Here is a 14,854-nt window from a genome sequence, read left to right as displayed (position 1 = left end):
TCCTCGCGCGAGCACACGCGCTTTAACGAGGCGGATTCCACACCGCCTGAGTGTGCCCCCTGCGTGCTCGGGTGACGCCCAGTGAGGTGGCCAGCACGGAGATCAACATCTCGTAGGCAGACGCCAGGACGCCGGTGCGGGCGCGACTGGCCACGAGGAGCGCCGCAGCGACGCATGCCGTTGAGGCGGTGCCCAGGACTGGCGATGACAAGAACAGCCCGATCGCGACGCAGGACGCGCCGATACAGAGGAAATATCCGCCGTGCCATCGCAACCACTTATGAGATGCGAACCGGAAGCGGTCACGCAATTTCATGCGACGAACGTTCTGCCGCATGACCTCGTATGTGTGGAAAGCGCGGACCGCAATCCGGATCTTTCGACTCCATTCGAGGGAGCGCGATGCCACGAGCCTCTCGACGGCGATTACACGTGGTGATGTGATCAGGCGACGCCCGGCGAAAATCACGGCCATCGACACGGTGAAGTCGTCCTGGACCGTGTCGGGGAAGTCCGGATAGAGCTCTCGCCTGACTGAGAAGATCGAGCCGTCGGCTCCCATCACGTTCCCGCTTCTGGACTCCTCAGCTTTTATTTGCTCCTCGAGACGCCAATAGAGTCCCCCGACCTGCTCGGTAGCCGTGCCGTCCGCCGCGACGTAGTGGAGGACACCGCAGACGCCGCCCACGTTCTCATCCGCATAGACAGTCGCCAGCGCATCCAGGGCCCCGACGTCGAGCATCACATTGGCATCTGTGAACACCAGGAACTCTCGCTCGGTCTGGCGGACCATCAGCTTCATGCCGTGGGCTTTTCCAGATCGCCCGCCGCCGCGGATCACTCGGATCCCCAGATGCGCGGCTTCAAGCGCCTCGGCTGTGCCGTCAGTGGAGCCGTCATCGAACGCCCAGAGCTCCACATCGGGATAGCGCGTCCTCAGAGCTCTGAGGTTGTCGATCTTCTCTCCGATCACAGCGATCTCGTTGTATGCGCAGAAGAACGCGGCGATGTTGGCGCCGGTATGCGCTTTGGCCTCCGGTTCTTCGGCAAGCGGTCGAGTTCTGGACGTCTTCAGCAGCGCCGGGTAGATCAGATAAGGGTAGAGGAACACGGCGACGAACAGCACGCCGACAGAGATGAAGACGACAGCCATCCGGAATCAGCCCGCCAGGCTTTCCAGGATCCGCTGTGCTTGGCGCTGCCAGGCGAGTTCGGCGAGCGCGTAGGAACGCCCCGCGGCAGAAAGACGAGCACGTAGGTCCGCGTCTTCGACGAGCGCGAGAATCGCCGCGCCAATGGAATCGACGTCCGTGCCATCGACCAGCAGACCTGTCTTGCCATCGGTGACGAAATCCGACGGACCTCCATCAACCCCCGCGATGACCGCACACCCGAACGACATCGCGTCGGCAATCACCAGCCCGAACCCCTCGAAGTCTTTCCCATCATCAAGGGAAATCTGGGGGTGAAGGAAGACATCGGCGTGTCTGAAATGCTCGATCAACTCGTCATCCGTGACCCTCCCCGCGAAGCGGACGACCTCAGACAGGCCCAGGGCCTTCACCTCGTCCTCAAGCTGAGAACGCTGAGGTCCGTCGCCTGCGATGACGTAGTCGATCCGGGCGAGCGGTAGAGCGGGGAGTCTGCCGAGCGCCCTGATGGCTCCGAGAAGGTTCTTCCGCTCGACGAGGCGGGCCACGGTGAACAGGCGCACGCGGCCTGTTCTCGGCACGTCGACCGACGTTGCGGCCGCCACGGGAAAGGAGATCCCGTTACCGGACACCGTCCATGTCGCGTCGCTGCGCCGGAGTCGTGCTGCGCGAGCCGTTCGATGCCTCGTGGTCCGCGAGACTGCGACTACGAGGTCGGCGGAGGTCAGCAGCCGACGCATGATCGGCCGAGCCCATCGGGGGGCCAGCATGACTTCCCGCCCATGAACAGTGATGATCCGCTTCGCCCGATGACGAATGCCGAGGAGGGCGGCCGCGGGCCTCCACGTGGTGGCGTGGAGTGCATCCACTGTTTGCGTGCGCAGGACGCGTCCGGCAAGCCTTCGAAACTGGAAAGCCGCCTTCGCTTGTCCGCCAGGACCGCACTCCTGGATCATCAGGTCGCCTTCGGGGTAGCTGCGAGTACCGGGCCCTGGAGTCGCGAGCGCTCCCTGGGTGACGACGGTGACCGCCCACCCATGAGCGAGGTACGCGCGCGCCAACTGTTCAGAGTAGGTCTCCACGCCGCCGGTCACCGGAGGGAACGCCTTCGCAAGCATGAGCAGCACTCCGCGTGGATGCGCTGGCGAGGATGTGTGAGTGTCGGACATGGATCCTACGGCTCTCTCTGGTCAGGGTCGATGCGGAGGCAGGTTCGGCGTGCGTCGATGTTTGGTGCTCAACCTGAAGATCGCATGACTTGTGCCGTGCGCATCGCCAGGGATCGGGCACGGGGGAAGAGCGGGCCCGTGGTCTTGAGCACCAGCATCTTGGCTGCGACTGGGCGTGAGATGCGACAAGCACGGGCGATGCTCGCGAAGCCGATCCGACGGGAAGCCCACCACGCTGCTGCCGCCGCGCGTCGCATTGGGTAGTGGCGTGCGGCGGTCGTCGCGTGGGCGACGTACCAATAGGCGCCGTCGTAGAACTCCAGAAGGCGTGCACGTCCCGCCAGGTCATCTGCTGTAAGCCGATCGCTGGCGTCTCGAATGACGTCGCGTGCGATCGCGAGATTCTCCAGAGGAGGGTTCGGAGAGTTGGTGAGCGATCCTTCCCGAACGACGTGGAAATACAGCACGTCAGGCAGTAGAACGACAGAGGTCGCGTGCGGAAGGATACGGACCAGGCCGCAGAGATCTTCCGAAGTGCGGATGCCGGGAAACACGTCTGGAGGCACGATGCTCCGCCGGAAAAGCTTCGTCCAGAGGTAACCCTTCAGCTCTCCAGTCAATACGCGTTCAAACGCTTCAGCGTTGTTCACGCGCTCCCGCCGTGCGCTCCCGTCCGTGACCGCGTGATCCGTACCGTCACGACGCCAGCGGCCACGGCACATCACGATGTCCGCGCCATGGCGCTCGGCCGCTTCAACGAGGATGCTGAGAATCTCCGGCCGCCACTCATCGTCCCAGTCGAGAAACCAGACGTACTGCCCGCGCGCTGCGGCCAGGCCACTGTTTCGGGCTACCCCCGGCCCGACATTGGCATCGAGTTCGATCACCGTCATGCGTGGATCGGCCCGCTCCCGTTCACGGATGACGGCTCGAGTCGTTGAGTCCGTCGAACCGTCGTCGACCACGATCACCTCGAAGTCGCGATAGGTCAGAGCGTCGAAGTGTCGGAAAGCGGTTCGTAGAGCCTCGCCGGCGTTGAAAACAGGCACGATGATCGAAACGGATGGGGCAGCACTCAATGCGCACTCCCACCCGGCGACAACACGGCCTTCAACGTCTTCACCAGAATCGTCACGTCACCGACGATCGACCAGTTCTCCACGTAGTACAGGTCCAGCCGCACCGCCTGCTCCCATTCGAGTTCGCTTCGGCCGCTGACCTGCCAGAGGCCGGTGATCCCCGGCCGCGCCAGGAGCCGTCGCCGCGCAGCATCCGAATACAGCTCGACCTCTGCCGCGATCTGCGGGCGGGGGCCGACCAGGCTCATGGAGCCGGCCAGCGTGTTGAAGAGCTGCGGGAGCTCGTCGAGCGAGTACTTGCGGATGAACTTGCCGACGCGGGTGATCCGCGGGTCGTCCTTCACCTTGAACAGCGGCTGGGTGCTGGTTCCCTGCGCGTCCAGCAGCGCTTTCAGCTCGGCATCGGCGCCGACGCGCATCGAGCGGAACTTGAGCATGTTGAACGGCGCTCCGTTCAGCCCCACACGCTCCTGGCGGTACAGCACCGGTCCGGGGCTCGTCACCCGCACGGCGATCGCGACGGCGGCGAGCACGGGCGAGAAGACGACGATCAGCGCCGACGACCCGACGATGTCCATGAGTCGCTTCGCGAATCTCTGCCCCGCGCTGAACCGCGGCGTCTCGACGTGGATGAGCGGCAGACCGGCAACCGGCCTGGTGTGGATGCGGGGACCGGCGATGTCGGTGATGCTCGGCGCGAGCACGAGGTGCTGCCTGCCAGGCTCGAGAGCCCACGAGATCTGCTTGACCCCGCCGGGCGGCAGATCGCCGCTGCTGGTGACGACGACCGTGTCGGCACCGCTGGCCGCAAGGGCCGCGCCGACCCCGTCGATCGCGCCCACCACCGGGATGTCCGTCCCCGTGACGAGACCCGTCGGATGCTCGCCGGGCACGCACGCGCCGACGACGGCATAGCCGGCATCCGGGGTGCGCCGCAGCTCCTGCGCGATGTTGACGACCGATCGCTCCGAACCCACGAGCAGCACGCGCGCGGAGTACGCCCCGAGTCGTCGCGTGGATACGAGCCACTGCCGCCACAGCCACCGCACGAGCACCAGCACCAGGATGCCGGCCGGAAGACTGATCAGCAGATACCCGCGCGCGATCTCGATCTTCGTCAGGAATGCGACGATCGCGATGGCGCCGAAGAGCGTGAAGCTGGCGCGGATCACACGGACATACTCGGTCGTTCCCGTTCCGATCACCCGGTAGCTGCGCGAGTCCACGAGACTCAGCGCCCACATCCACGCGCCGACCAGAGCGGCGGAGATGAACCAGTAGGAGATGTCGGGCAGGCCGAGAGACGTGCCGGTCACGAGCGAGGCATCATCGATGCCGAGCCAGGCGATCTGAGCGGCGAAGACCACCCAGATGAGCACGAGCAGATCGCTCATCCATACGCGCCGTGCGTAGCGACGACGCCAGTCCGGCGTCGCAGAGGAAGTATGGGTTGAAACGGCGATCTCAGTACGGGGCCCCATGCCCTGTTCCGAAATCCCTGCGGCCTCCCCAGGCCCGTGCGGGACGTTGATCGCGTCGACCCCTGATGTCGACGTCAAAAAAGGATTCCCTCTCCGTGGTCCGTTGTTCTCTCCCCGATCCGCACACTAGCAGACCTGTGAGAACGCTGAAGGCGCTTTCGTTACAGCCCGGAAACAAGCGCGAAAAGGCTCAATCCGACGTGCGCAGCCATTCGTCTCCGGACCAGATCAGAACCTCGTCACCGTCCACCGCGATCGTCATCGACGCACTGGCATCCACGACCTCTGCGCACGTCTCCGCGGCGCCCGTCGCGACCCCGGATCGGGAGATGAGGATGCCGTCGCACGCATCGACCTTCCGGGCGACCACGTATCCGTCATCCGCGGGTACCGCAGCGACCGCTCCTGCGGCGCCGATCGGCGCCCATGCGCTGCTCTCCCATGCGAAAGCCACACCGTCGCACACGACCGCGGCACTGGCATCCGAAATGTGCAGACCGAGGGGCGCGCTGCACGGCGACGCGACCGTCTCGCCCCCGAGCACGATGCCACCGGCGAGGTCGACGTAGTCCGCCGTCGTGAGCACCTCGGGGTACGACTCCCAGAACTCCCCCTGGGTGAACGTGCGCAGCGCCTGCACCTCGCAGGCGTCACCCACCGCCGCGACGATCTGCGCCTCTGACCCCGAAAAAGGTGTCACGGCCAGGAGCTGACCGATGCCGAGATAGGTCGGCGTCACGTCCGTCCACGTCTCGCCGCCATCAGTCGAGCGTTCCAGCAGGGGCGCGACACCACCGCACGCTCCGGCGACGCCGCGCCATACGGCCTCGCTCCCGACGGCGATGAAGCGCTCCTGGGCGCGATCGACCGGCTCCGGCGCCGCAGGCGAGGCAGACGGGGTCGCCGCAACCGACGGCGTCGCCTCGGGAACGCCGAACGTCGGCACCGGCGCGACATCTCCGTCGCCGCGCTCCGCCCCCACGCGCAGGAAGGCGAGCGCCGTCAGCACCACCGCCACGACGGCCAGCACGATGACGAGACCGATGAGCAGCGCCCGCCCTGCCGTGCCGTCGACCCGCCCCCGACGCGCCACGGCTCAGCGGGGATTGAGCAGGTCGTCGAAAGTGACGTCGCCCTGGTTGCGGGTGCGACGCAGCCCGGCTTCCGCCTCGACGTCCTCGGCCTGACGACGCGCCTGCTTGCCCGGCTTCTGCTTCTTGGCCGGCTCCGCGCGATACACGCCGTACTCGCCGTATCCGTACCCATAGCCATAGCTGTATGCATCGGCGCCCTTGGTCGGCACCATCGTGAGCACGACACCCGCGACCTTCGATCCGACCGTCTCGAGCGCGTCGAGAGCCCCGTCGAGCTGGTGCGTCGACGTGCGGCCCACCGCGACGACCATGATCGCCCCGGACGTCGCCCGTGAGAGCACGGCGGCATCCGTCACAGGCAGCAGCGGAGGCGCATCGCAGAGCACGACATCGAACTCCTTGCCCAGCGCCTCCAGCAGCTTCTGCATCCGCTCCGAGCCCAGCAGCTCGCTCGGGTTCGGCGGGATCTTGCCCGCAGGCAGCACGTGCAGCGAGCGCCCGCCCCAGGGAAGCAGCACATCCGCCACCCTGGCCCGACCGATCAGCACATCGGTGAGACCGGTGCCGCCCTCGATGCCGAGGTACTCGGCCACCTTCGGCTTGCGGAGATCGGTGTCCACCAGTGCCACGCGCTTGCCGCTGTCGGCCAGGGCGATCGCGAGGTTGATCGTCGTCGTCGACTTCCCCTCGGTGGGGATGCTCGACGTGATGACGAACGTATGACCGCCATCCATCTCCAGGAACTGCAGGTTCGTGCGCAGCGAGCGGAAAGCCTCGGAGCGGGGGTTGAGCGGATCCTCCTGCAGGATCAGCGGCCGTTCCTTCGCCTTGGGATCGTGCGGGATCGCCCCGATGAGCGGTCGGTCGGTCAACGCTTCGACGTCGCGCGGCGAGCGGACCTTGTTGTCCAGCACCGCGCGCAGCACGGCGACGCCGATACCCAGCGCGAGACCGACCAGCAGGCCGAGGGCGAGGTTGAGCGGCACGTTCGGGCTCACCGGCTCGAACGGCGCCAGAGCATCCCTGACCCTGGTCAGCTTGATCGGGCTGGCGTCCTGACCGACCGGTGTGTCGATGCGCTCCACCGCCGCCGCCAGGCTCGCGCCGAGTGCGTTCGCGATATCCGCGGCCAGCACAGGATCGGCATCCTGCACCGAGATCCGGATGAGCGTGCTGTTCAGCGGGCTCGTCGACGTGACCTTCGTCGCGAGCTCGTCCGCGGACGTATCGAGCCCCAGCTCCGTGATAACGGGGTTCATCACGATCGGCTCGCGGACCAGGCTCACGTACGTCGTGATCCGCGACTGGGCGAACGTCGAGCCCTGCTGCAGCTCGGACACCGTGCTGCCCGTCTGCGACTGCACGAAGACCACCGCCTCCGACTCGTACAGCGGTGTACGCGTCAGCGAGTACCCGGCGGCTGCGGCCACGCCCAGCAGGGTCGTCGCGACGATCACCAGCCAGTTCTTGCGGAGGATGCGGATGTAGTCGCTGAGCTCCATGGCGCCTCTCGTGGGGTTGGGTACGCGCGTTCATTGTTGCACAGCCGTTTCCCGCCGAACGGGCGGCGGGTAACCTGTTCGGCGATGCCTGCCGACGCCTCCGCCGATGCCCCTGTCTCCCGCCGAGGAGCCTCCGCGCGCTCACGACGCCGCGAGTGGTGGCAGGGCGGCTCGTCCACCCAGCGCTGGAGCGGAGACCTGCTCGGCTGGGCGGCGGTCGGCCTCGGCGCAGGCATCCTGCTCGGTTCGCTCGTCGGAGGGATGCTCGGCACCGTCGCGCTGTGGATCGCCCTGATCGTCCCCGTGATCCTCGCCTTCCGCCGTGGCGTCCCACGCGGACTGCTGCGGTTCCGCCCGGTCGACCTGCTCTACGGCGTGGTGCTGGGAGGGATGCTCCGCCTTGCGCAGGGATGGCTGGATGTCGCGCTCGGCGGATCCGGCGCGCTGCCGTCGTACCCGTCGCTCGATGGTGCTCTGCCGACGTCGTTGTGGACGCAGGAGCTCCTCGGCGGTGTGCTCGTCGCCCCTCTCGTGGAGGAGGGGTTCTTCCGCGGGCTCGTCCTCGTCGCCGTCTTCGCCGTCGTGCGGCGGACGATGGGGCGCGACGACGCCGCGATGCGTACGGCGGGAGTGGTCGCCGTGACGGCATCCGTCGTCCTCTTCATCCTCGCCCACGCGCTCCTCGGCGCGGCATCGTCGTCCGAGATCGCCAGCACCGGGCTTCTCGGGCTCGCCTGCGGCCTGCTCGTCGTCACCACCGGTCGCATCTGGCCGGCCGTGCTCGTGCACGTGGTCTACAACGGCACAGGGGTCGCGCTCGCCGTCGCCGGCACTCTGCTCGCCTGAGTCTTCGGCGTCAGAGCGTCACGAGTGCCGCTCGCAGGACGCGCGCCGTCTCCTCCACCGCCGGCACCAGTTGTCTCGCCGACGCCTCGTACACCGCGCGGTCACGGCGGTACGGGTCGATCACATCGTCCTCGTCCGGTGCGGGCGGTGCGTCGAGCCCTCGCCTGCCGTTGATGAGCGCCAGCACCGCGTCGAGTCGTGCGCGAACGTCGCTGCCCGCGGCATTCGCCGCGCTGCGGATGCTCGAATCCGCGAGCGGCCGGGACAGCCGGGCGAACTCGCGCACCGTGAACGCGCGCCGGAGCAGCCGCGGGGCACGCTCGACCGCCGCGGTCCTGTGCTCCCTGCTCATCGCGAGCACGAGGTCGGCGTCCTCGGCGATCGCGTCGGTCAGCAGCCTGGCTCGATGTGCGGCGGCGTCGGAAGAGGCGCCGTGCGCGAGAGCGAGCTCGAGCGCGGGTTCCGTCATGCCCTGGCCCGCCGACGCGCGCGTCCCCGCGCTGCGCACGGTCATGGATGCCTCCGGCACCCGCGCACGGAGCAGGGCCTCGGCCATCGGCGAGCGGCAGATGTTCCCCGTGCACACGGTGAGCACGCGCAGCACGCCCGGCGATGGATCGGCCTGATCGCGCCGGAGCCGTTGCGCCGTCGCCGGTTCGTCGTCGAACGAGAAGTCGATCACGCGCCGTCGCTCCACGTCAGCGACTCGATGTACCGAAGCAGCACTCCCTCACGCAGCGCCCAGGGGGAGACCTCCAGCTCGTCGAGATCGAGCACGCGCATCGCGGTGTGCAGGCAGACCGCCGCGGCGACGATCTGGAAGGTGCGATCCGGGGTGATGCCCGGCAGCTCCTGCCGGGCGGATGCGGGCAGGCGCGCGAGGCGGGGGATCCAGGACCCCAGCGATTCGCGCGGCAGCAGCATCCGGTCGATGCCCGACCAGCCAGGCACCGGATAGCCCACCAGGCGCGCCAGCGAGCGGATCGCCTTGGACGAGCCGACCACATGATCGGGCCGGGGGAGTACGGCGAACCGCGGCGCGACCGTCGACAGGATCTCGGTCGCGTGCACGCGCAAGCGCTCCACCGGAAGCTCGCCGGGCGGGTCGTCGGGGAGGAACTCGATCGTCATCCGGCCGGCACCCAAGGGAACGGATGCCGCGGCATCCGGGATCTCGTCGCCACCCGCCGCGATCTCCAGGGAACCGCCGCCGATGTCGAGCAGCAGCAGCTGACCGGCCGACCAGCCGAACCAGCGGCGCACGGCGAGGAAGGTGAGCTCCGCTTCCGTCTCGCCGTCGAGCACCTGCAGGCTCTGGCCGAGCGCGGCCTCGATGCGGGCGATGACCTCCGGGCCGTTGCGCGCCTCGCGCACCGCGCTCGTGGCGGTCGCGAGCAGAGCATCCACCTTCTCCGTCTCGGCGACCGAGCGGGCCCTGGCCACCGCCGTCTCGAGCGCGCGCACGCCTTCCTCGGCGATCGAGCCGTCCTCGGTGAGGTACCGCATGAGCCGCAGGACGGTCCGATCGCTTGTCGTCGCCTGCGGGCGTCCACCGGGGCGCACATCGGCGGCGAGCAGGTGGACGGTGTTCGAACCGATGTCGATGACTCCCAGGCGCACGGGATGAGACTACTCGCGCCGCCGTTACGATGTAACGCGTGACCACCGAAGCCGCCCTGCCGCTGTCTCCGTATCGGGAGATCGGGCGCAGCGAGTGGGCGAGGCTCGCCACAGGGCTCGATCAGCCTCTGTCGGAGACCGAGATCGTCGAGCTCAGAGGCATCGGCGACCGACTCGACCTCGCCGAGGTGCGCGAGGTGTATCTGCCGCTGAGCCGTCTGCTCAGCCTCTACGCCAGCTCGACGCGTCAGCTCGGCGCTGCGACCAGCGCCTTCCTCGACGAGGAGGACTCGACCACGCCCTTCGTCGTCGGTGTGGCCGGCTCGGTCGCGGTGGGGAAGTCCACGATCGCGCGTCTGCTCCGAGAGCTGATGAGCCGCTGGCCAGGCACGCCGCGGGTGGAGCTCGTCACGACCGACGGCTTCCTCTACCCGAACGCCGAGCTCGAACGGCGCGGTCTCATGGACCGCAAGGGCTTCCCGGAGTCGTACGACCGGCGGGCGCTGATCTCCTTCCTCACCGAAGTGAAGTCGGGGGCCGCCGAGGTGCGTGCCCCGTTCTACTCGCACATGCGCTACGACATCGTCCCCGATGCGCATGTCGTGGTCCGTCGTCCGGATGTGGTCATCGTCGAGGGTCTGAACGTGCTCCAGCCGCCGCCCGCGCCGAACGACGTGGCCGTGAGCGACCTGTTCGACTTCTCGATCTTCGTCGACGCGGACACCTCGCACATCGAGACCTGGTACGTCGACCGCTTCCTCGCCCTGCGCAAGGGGGCGTTCAGCAATCCGTCCTCGTATTTCAACGTGTTCGCCCACCTCACCGATGACGAGGCCGTTCAGACGGCGCTGGGCTACTGGAACGACATCAACATGCCGAACCTCGTCGAGAACGTCCTGCCCACCAGACACAGGGCGACGCTCGTGCTGAACAAGGGTGCGGATCACGCGGTGGAGAGCGTCCTGCTGCGCAAGGTCTGACCGGCGGGCGGGCCGATATTGTTCGGGATCCTCGCAAAAAACGCCGCTTACTCTTGATGGCATGTGTGGAATCGTCGGATACGTGGGCCCTCGCCCCAGCCAGGACATCCTGCTCGCGGGTCTCGCCCGTCTCGAGTACCGCGGATACGACTCCGCCGGAGTCGCCGTCATCGATGAGAGCGGCTCGCTCGGCATGCGCAAGAAGGCGGGCAAGCTCAGCATGCTGCGCGACTCGCTCGCCGAGAACGCGCTCGCGGACGGAACCACCGGCATCGGGCACACCCGTTGGGCGACCCATGGCGGTCCGACGGACGTCAACGCCCACCCGCACCTCGCGGATGACGACAAGCTCGCGGTGATCCACAACGGCATCATCGAGAACTTCGCCGCCCTGCGCGACGAGCTCGTGGCATCCGGTGTCGCTTTCCGCAGCGAGACCGACACCGAAGTAGCGGCCGCCCTGCTCGGACGCGAGTACGCCCAGAACGGCGGAGACCTCGCGCTCGCGTTCCGCAGCGTCGTGAACCGCCTTGAGGGTGCGTTCACCCTGCTAGCCATGCACCAGGACCACCCCGGCCTCGTCGTCGGCGCCCGGCGCAACTCGCCCCTGGTCATCGGCCTCGGCGAGGGAGAGAACTTCCTCGGCTCCGATGTCGCGGCCTTCGTCGAGCACACCCGCAAGGCGCTCGCGATCGGCCAGGACCAGATCGTCTCGATCACCCCCTCCGAGGTCACCGTGACCGACTTCGCCGGCACGCCCGTCGAGGCCGAGCCCTTCGACGTGTCCTGGGACGCCGCCGCCGCCGAGAAGGGCGGATGGTCCAGCTTCATGGCCAAGGAAGTCGCCGAGCAGCCCGAGGCGGTCGCCAACACCATCCGCGGACGCATCCACGACGGTCAGGTCGTCATCCCCGAGCTCGACGGTCTCGACGAGCTCTTCACCGGGATCAACCGTGTGATCATCACCGCCTGCGGCACGGCATCGTACGCCGCTCTGGTGGGCAAGTACGCCATCGAGCAGTGGGCGCGCGTCCCCGTCGACGTCGAGCTCGCCCACGAGTTCCGCTACCGCGACCCGGTGATCGGTGCCGAGACGCTCGTCGTCTCGATCAGCCAGTCGGGCGAGACCATGGACACGCTCATGGCGGTCAAGTACGCCCGTGAGCGCGGTGCCAGGACGCTGTCGATCTGCAACACGCAGGGCGCCACGATCCCGCGCGAGTCGGATGCCGTGGTCTACACCCACGCCGGCCCTGAGGTCGCCGTCGCCTCGACGAAGGCGTTCTCCGCGCAGATCACCGCGCTGCTGCTGCTCGGCCTGCACATGGGTCGTGTGCGCGGCACCGTCACCGATTCCTCGGTCGACGTCGCCGAGCTGCAGGCGCTCCCGGAGAAGGTCGCGAAGGTCCTCGCCAGCGAGCAGGAGCACGTCTCCCAGCTGGCCGGCTGGATGGCCGACACCCGCTCGGTGCTCTTCCTCGGCCGTCACGTCGGTTACCCCATCGCCCTCGAAGGCGCGCTCAAGCTCAAGGAGATCTCGTACATCCATGCCGAGGGCTTCGCCGCAGGCGAGCTCAAGCACGGACCGATCGCGCTCATCGAGCCGGGGCAGCCCGTGTTCGTACTCGTGCCGTCGCCGCGGCATTCTGCGCTGGTGCACTCGAAGGTCGTCTCGAACATCCAGGAGATCCGCGCCCGCGGTGCTCGCGTGATCGTCGTGGCGGAAGAGGGGGATGCCGCCGTCCTGCCGTTCGCCGATGAGGTCATCCGCATCCCGCTCGCCGGCGCCCTGTTCGAGCCGCTGCTCGCGGTCGTCCCGTTGCAGATCTTCGCCATGGCGCTCGCCACGGCCAAGGGCCTGGACGTCGACCAGCCGCGCAACCTCGCCAAGTCCGTCACGGTGGAGTGAGTCGGGTCCGGCCTCGGTCGGTGTCGCGTTGCGAGTCGGGTGCCTGGCCGAGGCGGCCGAGTAGGCTGAACGGGTGATCATCGGGACCGGCATCGACATCGTCGACATCCCGCGGTTCGAGCGCACCCTGTCCCGCACGCCGCGGCTGATGGAGCGCCTGTTCGCCCCCGCTGAGCGCACGCTCCGTCTGCCGTCGCTGGCGGCTCGCTACGCCGCCAAGGAGGCGCTCATCAAGGCGCTCGGCGGATCGGACGGCGTGCACTGGACCGAGATCGAGATCGCCTCGGAGCCCTCGGGCAGGCCTCGCTACGAGCTCTCCGGCACCACGGCGGAGACCGTCGCCGATCGCGGCATCCTGAGCCTGCATCTGTCGATGAGTCATGATGCAGGCCTTGCCACCGCCTTCGTCGTCGCAGAAGGAGTACCCCTATGACCGTTCCCTTCCGCGAGGCGACCATCGACATCGACGCGATCGCCGACAACGTGCGACATCTGCGCGCGCTGACCGGTGTCGAGGTCATCGCCGTCGTGAAGGCGGATGCCTACGGGCACGGCGCCGCAGCATCCGCTGTCGCCGCGCTCGCCGGCGGTGCGACGCGGCTCGGCGTCGCGGAGATCGCGGAGGCGCTCGAACTCCGTCGCCAGGGCATCCACGCCCCGATCATGGCGTGGCTGCACCGTCCGGACGAGCGATTCGAGCAGGCCGCGACAGAAGGCATCGAGGTGGCGATCTCCTCCTTCGATCAGCTCGAGGCGGCCGGTGCCGCGGCATCCGTCGATCGCCCCGTCGGTGTGCACCTCAAGATCGAGACGGGGCTCTCGCGGAACGGAATCGCCCCCGGTGATTGGCAGCGGGTCTTCGCCGAGGCCGCGCGGCTGGAGCGGATCGGTCGGCTGCGCATCGTCGGGCTCTTCAGCCACCTCTCCAACACCTCCGCCGCGGACGACCGCTTCGCGCTCGCACGATTCGAGGAGGGGTCGGCGCAGGCCGCTGCGTTGGGCATCCGCCCCGAGATCCGCCATATCGCCGCGACGGCCGCGGCCATCGACCTGCCCGAGACCCGGCTGGATGCCGTCCGCATCGGCCTCGGCATCTACGGGCTGTCACCCTTCGACGACCGCTCCTCCGGCCAGTTGGGGCTGCGGCCAGCGATGACGCTCCGCGCATCGGTCGCCGCCGTGCGCCGCGTGCCTGCCGGCACCGGCGTCTCCTATGGCTACACCCATCGCACCGCGAAGGAGACGACGCTGGCGCTCGTCCCGCTCGGCTACGCCGACGGCGTGCCCCGTCAGGCATCCGGCCGTGGCCCGGTCTCCATCGGCGGTCGCCGGTACACGGTCGCCGGACGCATCGCGATGGATCAGTTCGTCGTCGATGTGGGGGACGCACCGGTCTCCGTCGGCGACGAGGTCGTCCTCTTCGGGGACCCAACGCTCGGGCTCCCGTCCGCGACCGAGTGGGCGAACGCGGCGAGCACCATCAACTACGAGATCGTGACGCGCATCGGAGCGCGAGTGCCGAGGCGGTCCGCATGAGCGTCGACCCCGCTTTTCTCGGTCGCCGCGAGATCGAGACCTCCGAGGAGATGGAGCGGCTCGGCCGGCTGATCGGCGAGCAGCTGACGGCCGGAGACCTGCTCGTCCTCACCGGCCCGCTCGGAGCAGGTAAGACCACGTTCACCCGCGGGCTCGCCGAAGGGCTGGGCGTCCGCGGGCCGGTGCAGAGCCCGACGTTCGTGATCGCCCGCACGCACCCATCGCTCATCGGCGGGGCGCCGCTCGTGCACGTCGATGCATACCGGCTCGGGTCGGCCGCCGAACTCGACGACCTCGACATCGATCTCGCGCGCAGCGTGGTCGTCGTCGAGTGGGGCCGGGGCATGGCCGATGCGATCGCGGATGCCTGGTGGGACATCGAGTTCGTAAGGCCAGTCGGCGGTGCGGAGGGCGTCGCCGACGAGGATCTCGACGCCGATGCGCCCCGGTTCGTGGAGATCACCCGCGTCGAGCGCTGAGGCGTCCC

The 14,854-nt window shown here is 68.2% G+C and carries 14 protein-coding genes; 6 read left to right on the top strand and 8 right to left on the bottom strand.

Annotation, left to right across the window (positions count from 1 at the left end):
• Positions 1-22: 22 nt before the first annotated feature.
• The 6 genes from ACWGJP_RS01920 to ACWGJP_RS01895 all read right to left on the bottom strand — a co-directional run bounded on the left by ACWGJP_RS01920 (position 23) and on the right by ACWGJP_RS01895 (position 7,476).
• Entirely contained in the window at positions 23-1,153 is a 1,131-nt protein-coding gene (locus tag ACWGJP_RS01920; RefSeq protein ID WP_452328062.1) for a glycosyltransferase, read from the bottom strand.
• A 6-nt stretch (positions 1,154-1,159) separates the two neighbouring features.
• On the bottom strand, positions 1,160-2,320 hold the full coding sequence (locus ACWGJP_RS01915; protein WP_452328061.1) for a glycosyltransferase family 4 protein: 1,161 nt from the start codon (positions 2,318-2,320) through the stop codon (positions 1,160-1,162).
• Positions 2,321-2,388: 68 nt separating this feature from the next.
• Positions 2,389-3,399 (bottom strand): glycosyltransferase family 2 protein, encoded by a 1,011-nt coding sequence (locus tag ACWGJP_RS01910; protein WP_452328060.1) that lies wholly within the window; start codon positions 3,397-3,399, stop codon positions 2,389-2,391.
• Positions 3,396-4,793: a sugar transferase gene (locus ACWGJP_RS01905; protein ID WP_452328059.1), complete on the bottom strand. Its 1,398-nt coding sequence runs from the start codon at positions 4,791-4,793 to the stop codon at positions 3,396-3,398. The genes ACWGJP_RS01910 and ACWGJP_RS01905 overlap by 4 nt, the downstream gene beginning before the upstream one ends.
• Positions 4,794-5,070: 277 nt before the next feature.
• Positions 5,071-5,973 (bottom strand): hypothetical protein, encoded by a 903-nt coding sequence (locus ACWGJP_RS01900; protein WP_452328058.1) that lies wholly within the window; start codon positions 5,971-5,973, stop codon positions 5,071-5,073.
• A 3-nt stretch (positions 5,974-5,976) separates the two neighbouring features.
• Positions 5,977-7,476 carry a polysaccharide biosynthesis tyrosine autokinase gene (locus ACWGJP_RS01895; protein WP_452328057.1) on the bottom strand — a complete coding sequence of 500 codons (1,500 nt, stop codon included), beginning with the start codon at positions 7,474-7,476 and terminating at the stop codon, positions 5,977-5,979.
• A gap of 84 nt (positions 7,477-7,560) precedes the next feature.
• On the opposite strand from ACWGJP_RS01895, the gene ACWGJP_RS01890 reads away from it, so the two are divergent.
• A complete protein-coding gene (locus tag ACWGJP_RS01890; protein WP_452328056.1) occupies positions 7,561-8,322 on the top strand; it encodes a CPBP family glutamic-type intramembrane protease in 762 nt (253 codons plus the stop codon).
• 10 nt (positions 8,323-8,332) lie between these two features.
• Here the strand turns inward: ACWGJP_RS01890 and ACWGJP_RS01885 are convergent, their stop codons facing one another.
• Positions 8,333-9,004: an arsenate reductase/protein-tyrosine-phosphatase family protein gene (locus ACWGJP_RS01885; RefSeq protein ID WP_452328055.1), complete on the bottom strand. Its 672-nt coding sequence runs from the start codon at positions 9,002-9,004 to the stop codon at positions 8,333-8,335.
• On the bottom strand, positions 9,001-9,942 hold the full coding sequence (locus ACWGJP_RS01880) for a Ppx/GppA phosphatase family protein (RefSeq protein WP_452328054.1): 942 nt from the start codon (positions 9,940-9,942) through the stop codon (positions 9,001-9,003). Before ACWGJP_RS01880 ends, ACWGJP_RS01885 begins: the two co-directional genes overlap by 4 nt.
• 38 nt (positions 9,943-9,980) lie before the next feature.
• On the opposite strand from ACWGJP_RS01880, the gene coaA reads away from it, so the two are divergent.
• From coaA to tsaE, 5 genes are all read left to right on the top strand, one after another.
• Positions 9,981-10,922 (top strand): type I pantothenate kinase, encoded by a 942-nt coding sequence (gene coaA / locus ACWGJP_RS01875; protein WP_452328053.1) that lies wholly within the window; start codon positions 9,981-9,983, stop codon positions 10,920-10,922.
• Between the two features lie 61 nt (positions 10,923-10,983).
• Positions 10,984-12,831 (top strand): glutamine--fructose-6-phosphate transaminase (isomerizing), encoded by a 1,848-nt coding sequence (glmS, locus tag ACWGJP_RS01870; protein WP_452328052.1) that lies wholly within the window; start codon positions 10,984-10,986, stop codon positions 12,829-12,831.
• A gap of 73 nt (positions 12,832-12,904) precedes the next feature.
• Positions 12,905-13,264 (top strand): holo-ACP synthase, encoded by a 360-nt coding sequence (locus ACWGJP_RS01865; protein WP_452328051.1) that lies wholly within the window; start codon positions 12,905-12,907, stop codon positions 13,262-13,264.
• On the top strand, positions 13,261-14,367 hold the full coding sequence (alr, locus tag ACWGJP_RS01860; RefSeq protein WP_452328050.1) for an alanine racemase: 1,107 nt from the start codon (positions 13,261-13,263) through the stop codon (positions 14,365-14,367). The genes ACWGJP_RS01865 and alr overlap by 4 nt, the downstream gene beginning before the upstream one ends.
• Positions 14,364-14,846, top strand: a complete 483-nt coding sequence (gene tsaE / locus ACWGJP_RS01855) for a tRNA (adenosine(37)-N6)-threonylcarbamoyltransferase complex ATPase subunit type 1 TsaE (RefSeq protein ID WP_452328049.1) — start codon at positions 14,364-14,366, stop codon at positions 14,844-14,846. Before alr ends, tsaE begins: the two co-directional genes overlap by 4 nt.
• The last annotated feature ends 8 nt before the right edge of the window (positions 14,847-14,854 follow it).

Source organism: Microbacterium sp. NPDC055903 (assembly GCF_053615555.1).
The sequence above is the reverse complement of the archived record's forward strand: the minus strand, read 5'-3'. Positions and strand labels throughout refer to the sequence as shown.